At 66.7% G+C, this 13,788-nt stretch carries 14 protein-coding genes; 7 read left to right on the top strand and 7 right to left on the bottom strand.

Annotation, left to right across the window (positions count from 1 at the left end):
• Window positions 1–14: 14 nt before the first annotated feature.
• The 3 genes from ACSFCA_RS19150 to ACSFCA_RS19140 all read right to left on the bottom strand — a co-directional run bounded on the left by ACSFCA_RS19150 (window position 15) and on the right by ACSFCA_RS19140 (window position 3,812).
• Window positions 15–977, bottom strand: coding sequence for a LysR substrate-binding domain-containing protein (locus tag ACSFCA_RS19150; protein WP_093058230.1), 963 nt, complete (start codon window positions 975–977; stop codon window positions 15–17).
• An 84-nt stretch (window positions 978–1,061) separates the two neighbouring features.
• Window positions 1,062–2,477: an FAD-binding oxidoreductase gene (locus tag ACSFCA_RS19145; RefSeq protein ID WP_435460884.1), complete on the bottom strand. Its 1,416-nt coding sequence runs from the start codon at window positions 2,475–2,477 to the stop codon at window positions 1,062–1,064.
• A 30-nt stretch (window positions 2,478–2,507) separates the two neighbouring features.
• Window positions 2,508–3,812: an MFS transporter gene (locus ACSFCA_RS19140; RefSeq protein ID WP_435460885.1), complete on the bottom strand. Its 1,305-nt coding sequence runs from the start codon at window positions 3,810–3,812 to the stop codon at window positions 2,508–2,510.
• Window positions 3,813–4,068: 256 nt separating this feature from the next.
• Here ACSFCA_RS19140 and ACSFCA_RS19135 point away from each other — a divergent pair, with 256 nt between their 5' ends.
• Together ACSFCA_RS19135 and ACSFCA_RS19130 are read left to right on the top strand one after the other, a co-directional pair.
• Window positions 4,069–4,908: a phosphate/phosphite/phosphonate ABC transporter substrate-binding protein gene (locus tag ACSFCA_RS19135; RefSeq protein WP_435460886.1), complete on the top strand. Its 840-nt coding sequence runs from the start codon at window positions 4,069–4,071 to the stop codon at window positions 4,906–4,908.
• Window positions 4,909–5,006: 98 nt separating this feature from the next.
• On the top strand, window positions 5,007–5,711 hold the full coding sequence (locus ACSFCA_RS19130) for a glutathione S-transferase N-terminal domain-containing protein (protein ID WP_435460887.1): 705 nt from the start codon (window positions 5,007–5,009) through the stop codon (window positions 5,709–5,711).
• A gap of 27 nt (window positions 5,712–5,738) precedes the next feature.
• Here the strand turns inward: ACSFCA_RS19130 and ACSFCA_RS19125 are convergent, their stop codons facing one another.
• The 4 genes from ACSFCA_RS19125 to nthA all read right to left on the bottom strand — a co-directional run bounded on the left by ACSFCA_RS19125 (window position 5,739) and on the right by nthA (window position 8,792).
• Window positions 5,739–7,025 carry a M20/M25/M40 family metallo-hydrolase gene (locus ACSFCA_RS19125; RefSeq protein ID WP_435460888.1) on the bottom strand — a complete coding sequence of 429 codons (1,287 nt, stop codon included), beginning with the start codon at window positions 7,023–7,025 and terminating at the stop codon, window positions 5,739–5,741.
• A 116-nt stretch (window positions 7,026–7,141) separates the two neighbouring features.
• Entirely contained in the window at window positions 7,142–7,495 is a 354-nt protein-coding gene (locus ACSFCA_RS19120) for a nitrile hydratase accessory protein (RefSeq protein ID WP_435460916.1), read from the bottom strand.
• Window positions 7,496–7,500: 5 nt separating this feature from the next.
• Complete coding sequence (gene nthB / locus ACSFCA_RS19115; protein WP_435460889.1) at window positions 7,501–8,166, bottom strand: nitrile hydratase subunit beta; 666 nt, start codon at window positions 8,164–8,166, stop codon at window positions 7,501–7,503.
• Window positions 8,163–8,792 carry a nitrile hydratase subunit alpha gene (gene nthA / locus ACSFCA_RS19110; RefSeq protein ID WP_435460890.1) on the bottom strand — a complete coding sequence of 210 codons (630 nt, stop codon included), beginning with the start codon at window positions 8,790–8,792 and terminating at the stop codon, window positions 8,163–8,165. The genes nthB and nthA overlap by 4 nt, the downstream gene beginning before the upstream one ends.
• A 36-nt stretch (window positions 8,793–8,828) precedes the next feature.
• Here nthA and ACSFCA_RS19105 point away from each other — a divergent pair, with 36 nt between their 5' ends.
• The 5 genes from ACSFCA_RS19105 to ACSFCA_RS19085 all read left to right on the top strand — a co-directional run bounded on the left by ACSFCA_RS19105 (window position 8,829) and on the right by ACSFCA_RS19085 (window position 13,640).
• Window positions 8,829–9,668 carry a thymidylate synthase gene (locus ACSFCA_RS19105; protein WP_435460891.1) on the top strand — a complete coding sequence of 280 codons (840 nt, stop codon included), beginning with the start codon at window positions 8,829–8,831 and terminating at the stop codon, window positions 9,666–9,668.
• Between the two features lie 92 nt (window positions 9,669–9,760).
• Window positions 9,761–11,563, top strand: coding sequence for a M48 family metallopeptidase (locus tag ACSFCA_RS19100; protein WP_435460892.1), 1,803 nt, complete (start codon window positions 9,761–9,763; stop codon window positions 11,561–11,563).
• A 19-nt stretch (window positions 11,564–11,582) separates the two neighbouring features.
• A complete protein-coding gene (locus tag ACSFCA_RS19095; protein ID WP_258350451.1) occupies window positions 11,583–12,098 on the top strand; it encodes a dihydrofolate reductase in 516 nt (171 codons plus the stop codon).
• A complete protein-coding gene (locus tag ACSFCA_RS19090; RefSeq protein ID WP_435460893.1) occupies window positions 12,095–13,237 on the top strand; it encodes a phosphatidate phosphatase App1 family protein in 1,143 nt (380 codons plus the stop codon). The genes ACSFCA_RS19095 and ACSFCA_RS19090 overlap by 4 nt, the downstream gene beginning before the upstream one ends.
• A 163-nt stretch (window positions 13,238–13,400) precedes the next feature.
• Window positions 13,401–13,640: a hypothetical protein gene (locus ACSFCA_RS19085; protein WP_007829428.1), complete on the top strand. Its 240-nt coding sequence runs from the start codon at window positions 13,401–13,403 to the stop codon at window positions 13,638–13,640.
• Window positions 13,641–13,788 lie beyond the last annotated feature (148 nt).

Raw genomic sequence — 13,788 nt, 5'->3', positions numbered from 1 at the left:
CGAAGGGCCGGGCTTCAGGGCCTTGGCCCTTTCGCCGGCGCGACGGCACGCGCGCCCGCCCACTGCCCGCTCTCGCACAGATCGCGCACCACGTCGCCGATCAGCGTGCACACGGCGCGCTTCGCGTTCGTGGTCGGCAGATGCACCGACACGCACAGCCCGAGCGTGCGAAACATCGAAGGCGAGTCGATGCGGTGCGCAACGAGCCGGCCTTCCTGCACTTCGCGCTGGGCGAGTCCGAACGGCATGATGGTCGGCCCGAGCCCCGCCTCCACCGCCGCCTTCAGCGTGTAGACCGAATTGATCTCCGCGGCCACCTGCGCCGTGGAATGCCCCTCACGCTCCAGCACCGCATCGACCAGCCAACGCGTGCAGTGGCCGTGCGCATTGGCAGGCCACACCAGCGGTCGCGCGGTGGCCTGCGCAATGCTCACGTCGCCGGGCGGCAGCGCATGCGGGCTCTGCGGCGATTCGAGGAACACGAAGTCTTCCTCCACCAGCGGGACGAACCGGATGTCTTCCGCCGGCATGGCGGGCGAGAACACCGCCACGTCGACCCGGCCGCGCAGCAGCTGGTCGGCCATGTTGCCTGTGAGTTCCTCGTTGAGATGCAGCACCACGTCGGGATAGCGCCGGGCCGCCGCGCGCATCAGCGGCAGCGCGATCATGGGCGACACGCTCTGCGGCAGCGCCGCCACCACCGAGCCCGCCACCGAATCGGCCGCGACATGCACCGCGGCCTTGGCGTCACTCACCTGTTTGGTGATGCCCTGTGCGTATTCATAGAAGACCTTGCCCGCCTCGGTCATCGCCACGCCGTTGCGGCTGCGAAGCAGCAGCTGGGTGCCTAGCTCGGCTTCGAGCTCGGCCATCTGCTTGCTCAATGCCGACTGTGCAATGAAGAGCTGCTGCGCGGCGCGCGACAGGCTGCCGCAATCCACGATGGCAACGAAGTACTTGAACTGACGCAGCTCCATCGAAGGGCCTCCGGCCGCGCACTGCGGGGTGCAGGCGAGGCCGGGGATTCTAGGCCGCACATCTCCGCTCGGGCACTCGGGCACTCAGGCCCCGGCCGGAGCAACGACCTTTCCCGGGTTGAAGATGTTGTGCGGGTCCAGCGCCTGCTTCACGGCACGCATCAGCGCCACCGTGTGCTCTCCGTGCTCCTCGACCAGGTACTTCATCTTGTGCATCCCCACGCCATGCTCGCCGGTTGAAGTGCCGCCGTGGCGCAGCGCGCGCTGCACAAGCCGGTGGCTGAAGGCCTCGGCGGCTTCGTTCTCTGCCGCGCTGTTCGGGTCCACCAGCACCAGGCAATGGAAGTTGCCGTCGCCGACGTGGCCGAACACCGGCACCAGCAGGCCGTGTTCGGCGATGTCGGCCTGCGTCTCCTCGATGCACTGCGCGAGCGCGGACAGCGGCACGCACGCGTCGGTGGTCAGGCTGCGGCTGCCCGCTTTCAGCTGCAGGCAGGCGAAGTAGGCGTGATGGCGCGGCGTCCACAGGCGCGAGCGCTCCTCTGGCCGGTTGGCCCACTGGAAGGCGCCGCCGCCGTGGTTGCCCGCGATCTCCCGCACAATGCCGGCCTGCTCGTCGATCTGCGCCTGGCTCGCGCCGAACTCCAGGAACAGCGTCGGGTTCTCGCCCAGGTTGGTGTGGCTGTACGCGTTCACGGCGCGGATGGTCAGCGCGTCCAGCATCTCGGCGCGCGCCAGCGGCACGCCCATCTGGATCGACTCGATCACGCAGTCGACCGCCGCGCGCACTGACGGAAAGTGCACCACCGCTGCCGCATACGCCTCGGGGTGCGGATGCAACCGCACGGTGGCCTCGGTGATCAGCCCCAGCGTGCCTTCGGAGCCGCAGTACAGCTGCGTGAGGTTGTAGCCCGCCGAGCTCTTGCGTGCCCGCGAGGCGGTGTGGGTGATGTCTCCGTTGGCCGTGACCACCGTCAGGCTCACGAGGTTGTCGCGCATGGTGCCGTAGCGCACGGTGTTGGTGCCCGATGCGGCCGTGGCGATCATGCCGCCGATGGACGCATTGGCACCAGGGTCGACCGAGAAGAAAAAGCCGGTGCCCATCAGCTCCGCGTTCAGCTGCCCGCGCGTCACGCCGGCCTCGACCGTGGCCGTGAGGTCACCGGGGCGAATTGCCAGCACTCTGTTCATCTGCGAGAAGTCGATGCACACGCCGCCTTCGACCGCCAGCAGATGCCCTTCCACCGACGAGCCCACGCCGAAGCCGATGACCGGCACGCGCTCGCGGGCGCAGGCCCGCACCACGAACGCCGTCTCTTCGGTGCTGCGCACGAACACCACCGCATCGGGCGGTTGCGGCAGATAGGTCGACTCGTCGGTGCCGTGCTGCAGCAGCACGGCCGGGCTGGTGGAAAAGCGCTCGGCAAACTTGCGCTGCAGCAGCGCGATCAGCTCAGGCGACGGGGAACGCCGCGTGCTCGAACTCACGACCGTGTCCATGGGGTTCCTTCAAGGAGGCAGACAAATAGATCAGCGCTTCGGCTTCACGAACAGCACCAGCACCGCGCCAGTCACCAGCAGCGCGGCAAGCATGTGCAGGCCGGCATCGGTGCTCTGCGTCGCATCCTTGATGAGGCCGATAAGAAACGGCGCGCTGAAGCCCGAGAGGTTGCCGAAGGAGTTGATGAGCGCAATGCCCGCGGCCGCCGCGGCACCGCCGAGAAAGGCCGTCGGCATGCCCCAGAAGACCGGAAAGGTCGACATGATGCCCATCGTGGCCAGCGTGAGGCCGGCCATCGCGAGCGTCGCGTTGCCGTGGAAGGCCACGCTCAGCACCAGGCCGATCGCGCCGACGATGGCGGCCAGCGCGCTGTGCCAGCGGTACTCCAGCCGGCGGTCGGCGCTGCGGGCCACGAAGTACATCGCGACCACGCCAAAGGTCCACGGAATGGCGCTGAGCAGGCCGATGTCGAGCGCGCCCTTCACGCCAATCGCCTTGATGATGCTCGGCAGCCAGAACGAGATGCCGTAAAGCCCCGAGGTGTAGGCGAAGTACACCAGCGCCAGCAGCCACACGCGGCCGTTGCCCAGCACGCTCAGGATGCGCGGCTCGGCCTTGCCGGCGTCTTCGGCGGCAATGTCGCGGGCGATGAGTTCGCGCTCGGCAACGGTGAGCCACTGCACGTCCTTCACGCGGTCGTCGAGGTAGCGCCACACGACCAGGCCCAGCGCCACGGTCGGCAGGCCCTGCAGGAGAAACAGCCACTGCCAGCCCGCCCATCCGTTGACACCGCTCATGCCCTGCAGGATCCAGCCCGAGATCGGCCCGCCGAGGATGCCCGCGAACGGAATCGCCGCGAGGAACAGCGACGTGGCCTTTCCGCGCCGCGCGGCCGGATACCAGTAGGTGAGGTACAGGATGATGCCGGGGAAGAAGCCCGCCTCGGCCGCGCCGAGCAGGAAGCGGATCACGTAGAACGACACCGGCGAACTCACGAACATGGTGGCCGCCGAGAGCAGACCCCAGGTGATCATGATCCGCGCGATCCAGCGGCGCGCACCCACGCGGTGCAGCACCACGTTGCTCGGCACCTCGAACAGGAAGTAGCCGATGAAGAAGATGCCCGCGCCCAGCCCGTAGACCGCATCGCTGAACTGCAGGTCGCCCTGCATCTGCAGCTTGGCGAAGCCGACGTTCACGCGGTCGAGGTACGCCACGATGTAGCAAACGAACAGCAGCGGAATCAGCCGCCATCCGACCTTGCGGTAGACGGCGTCGGAGGTGCTGTCGAAGCGGCCACTGTAGGGCGGCGTTGCGATGGTGCTGGTGCTCATGGGTGCGTCGCTTTCGTTCGTTCTGGCCCGGTTGCAGCCAATAGTCTCGTTCGCACCCCGCCGCGCCGGTGCGGGTTTCTACGCAAGATTCATATGGATTGAAGATCCGCGTATCTCCGAACGAGATGTGCATGCCGCCGGTTCGCCGAAGTGTTGTTTCATCAGGGCTAACCCTGCGGTCAGGGCTCTGTTCCTCCGCCCCAATGAATGTAATAATTTAGTTACAACATTACCCATCAACCGGAAGAAGGCCTCCATGAATCACCGCACTCTTCGTCCTTCGCTTCGCACCGTCGCTCGCGGTACAGCGGGGCTGCTTCTGGCAGTCGGCGCCTCGGCGCACGCCTTTGTGATCGGTGTCAGCGAGGGCGTGAGTTACAACGTGTCCGACGCGCAGGTCAGCGCCCGCTTCGAGCCCATTGCCGAAGTGCTGTCCAAGGCGCTCAAGCAGCCGGTGACGGTCAAGGTGCTCAACTCGTACAACGGCGCGCGCGACGCGCTGAAGCAGCAGCAGGTCGACTTCGCCTTCGTGCACCCGTCGCACGTGGCGCTCGCCGCCATCAAGGGCGGGCAGTACAGCGCCTTCGCCTGGACCACCGGCTACACCGACTACAAGGTGTCGTTCCTGTGCAAGGAGCAGCAGCCCATTTCCGACTGGAAAAGCGTGGCGGGCAAGCAGCTGGTCATGCCCGATGCCGACTCGATCACCGCAGTGATCACGCGCGCGATGCTGCGCGAACAGGGCCTGCAGGGTCCGACGGCGGTCAAGGTCACCAACACGCGCTTCCAGGAGGCCGTGCCTTTCTACGTGCAGAACGGCTTTGCGGCTTATGGCGCGACGGCGGCCTCCAGCGTGGTCAAGACCTGGAAAGACGGCGGCGGCAAGGTTTGCGCGGAATCGCGCGCGGTGCCAATCAAGCAATGGCTCGCGTCACGCAAGCTCGACGCGGCCACGGTGGCTGCAGCACGCGAAGCCTTGCTGAGCCTGGCGCAGACCGATGCGGGCAAGCGCGCGCTCGCGGCATCCAGCTACGTCGGCTTCGTTGCGCCTTCGGCCGATGTCGAGGCTTCGCTGATGAGCTGGCTGGGGATCTGAGGGCAAGCCAGAGAGGGCAAAGCCGCACGCGCACGCCATCTGCCCGACCCGGGCAGAATCCGGCGCTTGCAGTTTCCTCCCTCTCAAGGACTCCCTCCATGACCGATCTCTCGAGCTTTCCCATCACGAAGAAATGGCCCGCGCAGCACCCTGACCGGCTGCAGCTGTACTCGCTGCCCACGCCCAATGGCGTGAAGGTGTCGATCATGCTGGAGGAAACCGGCCTGCCCTACGAGCCGCACCTCGTGAGCTTCGAGACCAGCGACCAGATGTCGCCGGAGTTCTTGTCGCTCAACCCGAACAACAAGATCCCGGCCATCATCGACCCCAACGGCCCGGGCGACAAACCGCTGGCGCTGTTCGAATCTGGCGCCATCCTCATGTACCTCGCCGAGAAGACCGGCAAGTTCATTCCGCAGGACGCCGCCGGCCGCTACGAAACCCTGCAGTGGGTGATGTTCCAGATGGGCGGCATCGGCCCGATGTTCGGCCAGCTCGGCTTCTTCAACAAGTTCGCTGGCAAGGACTACGAAGACAAGCGCCCGCGCGACCGCTACGTGGGCGAGTCGAAGCGCCTGCTAGGCGTGCTCGACAAGCACCTGGCAGACCGCGCATGGATCATGGGCGACAGCTACACGATCGCCGACATCGCCACCTTCCCGTGGATCCGCAACCTGATCGGCTTCTACGAGGCAGCGGACCTCGTTGGCTTCAAGGATTTCAAGAACGTGGCGCGTGCGCTCGAAGCATTCGTGGCGCGCCCCGCCGTGGTGGCGGGGCTGGGCATTCCGAAGCGCGGCTGATCCGGTCAGTTCGCGATCAATTCGCGATCAGTTCGCGGATAGGTCCATCAGCATGCGCGAGAGCAGGTAAAGCCGCGGCACCACGCTCTCGACTTCCGCGTATTCCTCCGGCGTGTGGATGCCGCCACCCACAATGCCGAAGCCGTCGAGCACCGGCACGCCGACGCCCGCCACCAGGCTCGCGTCGGCCGCGCCGCCGCTGCTCTCGATGGTGAGCTTCTTGCCGATCTCGCCGTAGATGCCTTCGGCCATGCGCACCAGCTTGTCCGACGCGGGCAAACGCGGCATCGGCGGCAGGCCGCGGATCAGGCGCACGCGCACTTCGGTCTCCGGAATGAGCTTGTTCTGCGAGATGCGGATCAGGTCTTTCTCGACACGATCGAACTCTTCCGGCGTGGCCACGCGCACATCGCCCTTGGCGCTGGCCGTCGCGGGAATCACGTTGGTCGGGCCGTTGGCCGTCAGCACCGTGAAGTTGACCGTGGTCTTCTTCGCCGCATCCGCCGTCTTCGACAGCTGCAGCACCTGGTGCGCCACCTCCATCGCCGCGTTGCGGCCCGCCTCGGGCGCCACGCCCGCGTGAGCCGCCACGCCCTTCACCTCGATGAGCGCGGTGGCCGAGCCCTTGCGCTCGACCACGAGGCCGTCGGCCGGGCGGCCTGGCTCCAGGTTCAGCGCCACGTCGTGCTGCTTGGCAATGCGCTCGATGAGCGCGCTGGTGCCGACGGAGCCAACCTCTTCGTTGGTGTCGAGCAGGAAGGTGATCTGCCCATAGTCCTTGAAGCCGATCTGCTGCAGGATCTTCAACGCATACAGGCCGGCCACCACGCCGCCCTTGTCGTCCATCACGCCGGGGCCGTAGGCGCGGCCGTCCTTGATGTAGAAGGGCTTGGCTGCGGCCGTGCCTTCCTTGAAGACGGTGTCCATGTGCGCGAGGATCAGGATCTTCTTCTTGCCCTGGCCGGTCAGCGTCGCGACCACGTTGGTGCCGGGGTGCGGATCGGCCGGAAAGGTCTCGATGCGCGCACCGAGCTTGCGCAGTTCTTCCACCGCGATCTCGCGGACCTTTTCCAGGCCAGCGGTGTCGGCCGAGCCTGAGTCGATGTTGACCATGCGCTCCAGCATCTTGACCGCCTCGTCCTTGCTTTGCGTGGCCGCGTCGAGCACGCCCTGGTGCGGCTTCTGGGCCATGGCGTTACCAGCCAGCAGCATGGCGCAGGCGAGTACGGCGCCGTGGCAGGCGGTGCGCGCCCAGCGGCGGGTGGATGTGGGGGTCGAAGAAATCTGGAAGAGATGGCGCGAATGAATCGTCATGTTGTGCGTTCTGTGCTTTCTGTGGAGGGACGGGGGAAGCGGCGGCAGGCTATCACCCGCTTCGAGAACGGGTCAAGCAGGATGCGGGCCGCGGCACACCGCACCGGCACGCACCTCTAGCCGGGGAAGTCCTCGCCGCGCAGCTCGATCGGCTGGCCATGCGGCGTGCGGTCTGCTGCGTGGTCCCAGGCGTGGCGGTAGCGGGCCAGTTCGTCGTCGGAGCTGGCGCCCTTGCGGGCCACGATGCCTTCGAGCGCGGCGAGCCAGTGGCGGTAGTAGGTCTCGCCGGTGTCGGGGTCGCCCGCGGCCTGTGCAGCGGCAATCTGCCCGGCCAGCACCTCGGCCCATTCCGGCCAGGTGAAGAGGCCGCGTTCATGCAGAGCGAGCGTCATCGCGAAGGCCTGCGCCTCCCACGGTGCATTGAACACGGGCCCATCGGCATCGCGCGGCATGCCGGGCGACAGGGGCATGTCGCTCACGCCGTGGCCTCCAGATAGCTTTCCCACGCATCGACCGACACCGACAGGTTCTGGCGCGGCGCTTCGTCGCCCCAAAGCTCGGCTTCGTCGAACTCCACCGTGTAGAGCCACTGCGGCTGCTCGCCGAGCCCCTGCGCATGACTGTCGGCGAACACGTGCGCGCCATGTACGTGCGTGATGGTGCCGCGCTTGCCCTGCACATAGCCCGGCAGCCGCGTGTGATGGTCGACCTTGCCGAAGTGCATGCGCACCGGCTGGCCCATGGCGAAGTGCGCCGGGGCCGACGCAGGCCGCCCGGTCGGCGAGCCCTTGGCAAGAACGGCAGGCACATTGCCCACCTCCAGCACGCGGGCCACGGGCGCGGGCGCGTGGCGCATCTCTCCGCTCGCGATCTCGTCGGGAAAGAGCTGCCCGCGCTGCAGCATCAGTTGTTCGAGCGCGCTAAGCCAGATCTGGTAGTAGCTCAGGTCGCGATAGTCCGGCAGCGTCTCGCGCACGGCGCGGCTCGCATCGATGTTCCATGAGCCGGTCGCGCCCATGGCCAGCACGAGCGCCAGGGCGCGCGGCTCCCAGGCCGCATGAAAGAGTTCACCCTCGGGCTCCGGCACCACTTTGCCAAAGCCGGGCTGGCCGCCAAGGTCGGCCTTCGTGACGTAGCTCATGCGGCGCTCCCCTCTTCGGCAGGCACCTCGACCAGCCGCGTGCCGATCATCGAATCGCGCGAGACCAACGCGGCGAGTTCATCTTCACTCAGGTCTTCGGTGCCGGTGGGGCGCTGCGGAATCACGAGGTAGCGCACCTCGGCGGTCGAGTCCCACACGCGGATGCGCGTGGCCTCGGGCAGCGTCACGCCGAAATCGGCGAGCACGCCGCGCGGGTCTTTCACCACGCGCGAGCGGTACGGCGCGCTCTTGTACCAGGTGGGCGGCAGGCCCAGCACCGGCCACGGGTAGCAGCTGCACAGCGTGCAGACCACCATGTGGTGCAGCTCGTCGGTGTTCTCGACCGCCACCATGTGCTCGCCCTGCCGGCCCGTGTAGCCCAGCGAGGCGATCGCCGCCGTGGCATCGGCCAGAAGCCACTGCCGAAAGGCCGGATCGACCCAGGCCCGCGCCACCACGCGCGCGCCGTTGCGCGGGCCGACGCGGGTCTGGTAGGTGTCGATCAGCGCATCGACCGCGGCGGGGTCGATGTAGCCCTTCTGGGTGAGTACGCTTTCGAGGGCGCGCACGCGCAGGTCCATCTCGCCTAGTTCGCTGTGTCCGTGGGAGTGGTCATGGCCGGTCATCGGCCAATGCTAGCGCCGCCCCGTAAAATTCCCAACATGACCTCGCCCACCCGCCCCGTCCGCTCCCAGTACGAAGATTTCATGCGCCATGTCGACACTCATGGCGTCTTCAAGAGCGACCGCACCGGCACCGGCACCAAGAGCGTGTTCGGCCACCAGATGCGCTTCGACCTGAACGAGGGCTTCCCGCTGATCACCACGAAGAAGGTGCACCTGAAGTCCATCATCCAGGAGCTGCTGTGGTTCCTGACCGGCTCGAGCAACAACAACTGGCTCAAGGAGCGCGGCGTCACCATCTGGGACGAATGGGCGCGCGAAGACGGCGACCTGGGCCCCGTGTACGGCGTGCAATGGCGCAGCTGGCCCACGCCCGATGGCGGCCACATCGACCAGATTTCCGACGTCATCAAGACCCTCAAGACCAACCCCGATTCGCGCCGCATCATCGTGAGCGCATGGAACGTGGCCGAACTGTCGAAGATGGCGCTGATGCCTTGCCACGCCTTCTTCCAGTTCTACGTGGCGCCGCCGCAGGCCAAAGGCGAGCGCGGCAAGCTCAGCTGCCAGCTCTACCAGCGCAGCGCCGACATCTTCCTGGGCGTGCCCTTCAACATCGCAAGCTACGCGCTGCTCACGCACATGGTGGCGCAGCAATGCGACCTCGAAGTGGGCGACTTCATCTGGACCGGCGGCGACTGCCACATCTACAGCAACCACGCCGAACAGGTCGCGCTGCAGCTGAGCCGCACACCGTACCCGTACCCGACGCTGCACATCAAGCGCAAGCCAGCGTCGATCTTCGACTACCAGTACGAAGACTTCGAAGTGCTGGACTACCGGCACGGCGATCCGATCAAGGCACCCGTGGCGGTGTGAAGCCCGACGCCCTTCCCGCCACGCCGGGGAGCACCGCGGCTGGAGCCACAGTCCCGCCTCGTCCATTCGCGGAGCGTGCCGGCCTCGTCGCAATGACCGTGGCCGCCGAGCTGACCTTCCTGGCAGCCTCGTTGCTGGGATGGGCGCCGATGATCATTCTCCAGGCGGTCTTTCTCGGGCCGACCACAGCAGCAGTAGTGGGCTCGGCCCTCACCGTGTGGGTCTGGTGGATCTTCCAGCCGAACCTCGACATCTCCGGCATCGAATTGCCGCGCGAGAAAGCACCCGCGCTGTTCGAAGCACTCGACGAGCTGCGCCAGAAACTCGACGCGCCTCCCATCCACCGCGTCATGCTGTGCGAAGACCTCAACGCTGCGGCCCACCTTTCCGGCGGGCTGCTGTCGTTGGTCGGTGGCCAGCGCACACTCCTGCTCGGCGTGCCGCTCCTGAAGTTGCTGTCGAAAGACGAGGCGACTGCGGTCATTGCGCACGAGCTGGGGCATTTCTCACGCCATCACGGCCGCCTGGGGCACTGGGTCTACAACGTCCGCGCCAAGTGGCGTGTCTACCTTGACGGTGACGAAAGACGAGACTCTGGCCTCGATCGGCTGCGCCGGTGGATTGCCTCGGCCTTCCTGCCGCGCTTCATGCGCATGTCGGCGAGCCGCTCGCGCGCCTGCGAGTTCGAGGCCGATGCATTGGCGGTGCGGGCGACAGGTAGCGGCCACCTCGCGCAGGCTCTCATCAAGCTGGACATCGCCGGGAGCCTGATGCGCCACGGCCTGCGCCGGAAACTCAACGAGCTGCAGGCCGAATCGCCGCATGCACCGGCAGCCTTCTGGGACCTCGTTGCGGACTTCGTGCGCGACACCGCCCCCGACAAACTGCAGGCCGCGCTCGATGAGGCGCGCAGCCTGCCGCGGCGCGTGCACGACACTCATCCCAGCCTCGATGCCCGCATCGAAGCCATAGGCGCGTCGCTGAATCTGCCCGACTGGACACCCGCAGACTGTGCCGGCCAACAACTGCTGGGGGCCGACTGGCCCACGCAGCTCAATGCAGCGAATGCGCGATGGTGCGAGCAGAAGGCGCCGGCATGGCGCTTGCGTCATCTGCGGCTGCGTGCGCTGCAGGCACGTCGGCTCGCAGACGCGGCCGGTGACGATGCCGTCGAACTTGCGCACCTGCAGTCCGAAGACGAGATCAAGGCCTCCGACGACACGCTGCAGGCACTCGAACGCCACGCCCGGACGCATGCGGCCGACGCGCTGGCCCAGTACGGCCTCGGCCTCGCGCTGCTGAATCGCGCGCGGCCCGAAGGCATTGCGCAAGTGCGTTCTGCCATCAAGCTGGACAGGCGCCTTGCGGTGCCGGGCTACGAAGCCATCCTTTCGCATGTACATCTGCACGGCACCGAAGACGAGATCCACGAGTTCTCGAAGCGCCGGGACCTTGCTGCCGAGAAGCAGGGATTGCTGCGCAAGGGCTTCTGGCGCCACCTGATGGACGTGCCCCTCACGCCGCTGCAACCCTGGGCCGCACAGCTGCTGTCCGAGGTGCTGCGCGAGGAAAAAGCACTCGACGGCTGCTGGGTGGCGCGCACGCGCATGAGCAGCGAGACCGGCGAAATCTATGACATCAACCTGCTGATCGCGCGCGTCCACCATGCGAAGCTGGAAGCGGACGACCTCGACGAGGATGCGCTCTCCGCCCGGTATGCGACGTACCTCGCGGCTCTCTGCCCTCCGAACGAACTGCTGCGGCTCTCCGTCTACTTCGACACAGAGCCCATCAACCCGCGCCTGCTGGCGCGCTTCATGGACGTACCGGGCTGCGAACTCCACAAGCCAACCGGTACCATCAACGCGAACATGATAAAAATCGACTCGCTCTGAAGCCGATACCTTGCCTGCCATGAACGTCAATCTCATCTTCGCCCGCGCCGCCAACGGCGTGATCGGCGCGAACAACACGATCCCCTGGCACATCCCGGAGGACATGGCGCACTTCAAGCAACAGACCGCGGGCGCGCCGGTGATCATGGGCCGCAAGACCTGGGATTCGCTGCCGCCGCGCTTCCGGCCGCTGCCGGGCCGACAGAACATCGTGGTGACGCGGCAAGCCGACTGGCGGGCCGAAGGCGCACTTCGCGCGGGCAGCCTGCAAGAGGCGCTGTCGCTTTGCGAGTCGTCGTCGAAGCCCGACGCCGTATGGGTCATCGGCGGCGCGCAGATCTACGCCGAGGCCGAGCCGCTTGCGCAGCGCGCAGTAGTGACCGAACTCGCGCGCGACTACGAAGGCGATGCCTACGCTCCTGAACTCGACGCCGCCGTGTGGCGCGAGACGCAACGCGAATCGCATGTCTCGGCCAAGGAAGGCCTGGGCTTCAGCTTCGTGATCTACGAGCGCGTCGCCCCCACGAAGAAATGAGCGACAGCGCTCCCCATCGACTGCCCGTGCCGGACTTGCGGCGCCGGTCGCTGGTGGCGGGCGCAGCGCTGCTTGCGGGCCTTGCGCCGCTGCAGGCAGTGCAAGCGGCCGAGCCGCTGGAGCCCGACGAAGAAGCGCTCTTCATGACCGGCACAGCGCGCCCCACCGTCGACGGCCGGCTCGAAGTCGATATCCACGCGTGGATCTTCGAGCGCGAGCATCGCTGGGGGCTCAACACGGCCCTCGCACGCTATCTCGGCCTGAGCCTGAAGAAGCTCTCGCCCGCCGCGCGCCTGCGCTTCAACCAGCGCACCGCGCTGTTCCATGCGGAGTCGGAAGAAGACAAGGTGATCGACGTCGACTTCGACGGCGGCCCCGCACGCGTGACGATGCCGCCATCGGGCAAGGACGGCCGCAGCAACCTGCGCATCGTGATCGACGCACCGCGCGCGCCACTGCTGCCAACGTCGCCATTGCCGCAGGAGTGGGTGCAGTTCCATGGCGTGGCCGGCCCGGGTGAGCTGCTGCATCGCTTCAGGGGCCATGCGCTGGTTGTGCCCGCGCAGGGCGTGTCGGTCATCTCGGACATCGACGACACCATCAAGCGCACACAGGTGCGCGACCGGCGCGAGATGCTGCTCAACACTTTCGCGCGCCGCTTCGAGGCCGCGCCACGCATGGCGGCCTGGTATCGCGCGCTGGCGAAGACGCCCGACACGCGCTTTCACTACCTTTCGGCGAGTCCGATCCAGCTCTACCCGGCGCTCTCGGATTTCATCCGCAACGCCGACTTTCCCGCGGGCAGCATGCATCTGCGCGAAAGCACCACGTGGCGCACGCTGATTCCCGGCGAGCAGGATTCGCGCGAGCACAAGCTCGGCGTGATCAACCGGCTGCTCACCGAATTTCTGCAGCGCCGCTTCGTGCTGGTGGGTGACTCGGGCGAAGCCGATCCCGAGATCTACGCGCAAACGTTTCACTCGCATCCGCAGCGCATCGACAGCATCGTGATCCGCGACGTGACGGGCGAAGGCCGCACCTCCGATCGCTATCGCGCGACCTTCGAGGGCATCGATCCGGTGCGATGGCACATCGTGATGCCCGACACCACGGCGTGGCCCGTGCAAGCGCTCAACTAGCCGCCGAGTTACCGGAAACAAACTGGCGCCTTCGTGGCTCCAGCAGCGCGAAAGGAACACTTCGGTACACCCGAGGAAAGGCATGCGCGGCGCAGGGTTTAGACAGCGCTAATTGTTTGTGCGCACAATGCCGTAAACGCCCTCAACCAAAAGGAGACGGCTCATGTCCATGGAATTTCTACGGGTTATCGCCGAGCAGAAATTGCCATACGTTATTCACACGCCGGCTGACATCGACAGGCTGCGCGTGCTGCGTGCGGCAGAGTTGGTGACCGCCTTCATTCCGCCTTCGGACCGCGCCCCCGATGCGCGCGCGATCCGCCAGTTGGCCCAGGTCGAATCGATCACCGCCAAGGGCAAGCTGGCACTCAACAAAGCCACTTCGGCATTCATCGAGCTCTAGCAAGGCGCCCCCGCGGCTTCGCACGAAGCCCGCGACGTTCGCGCCATTGACGCAGCCCCGCGCTGCGCTCACCCGGGTTCCCCGGGTTCTCCATTCCAGTTACACATCGCGCCGTCCCGCGCACGCGGGAGCACGCGCGCGATAGCAC

The sequence above is a fragment of the Variovorax multivorans genome (assembly GCF_051216835.1).
Lineage (GTDB): Bacteria > Pseudomonadota > Gammaproteobacteria > Burkholderiales > Burkholderiaceae_C > Variovorax.
The sequence above is the reverse complement of the archived record's forward strand: the minus strand, read 5'-3'. Positions and strand labels throughout refer to the sequence as shown.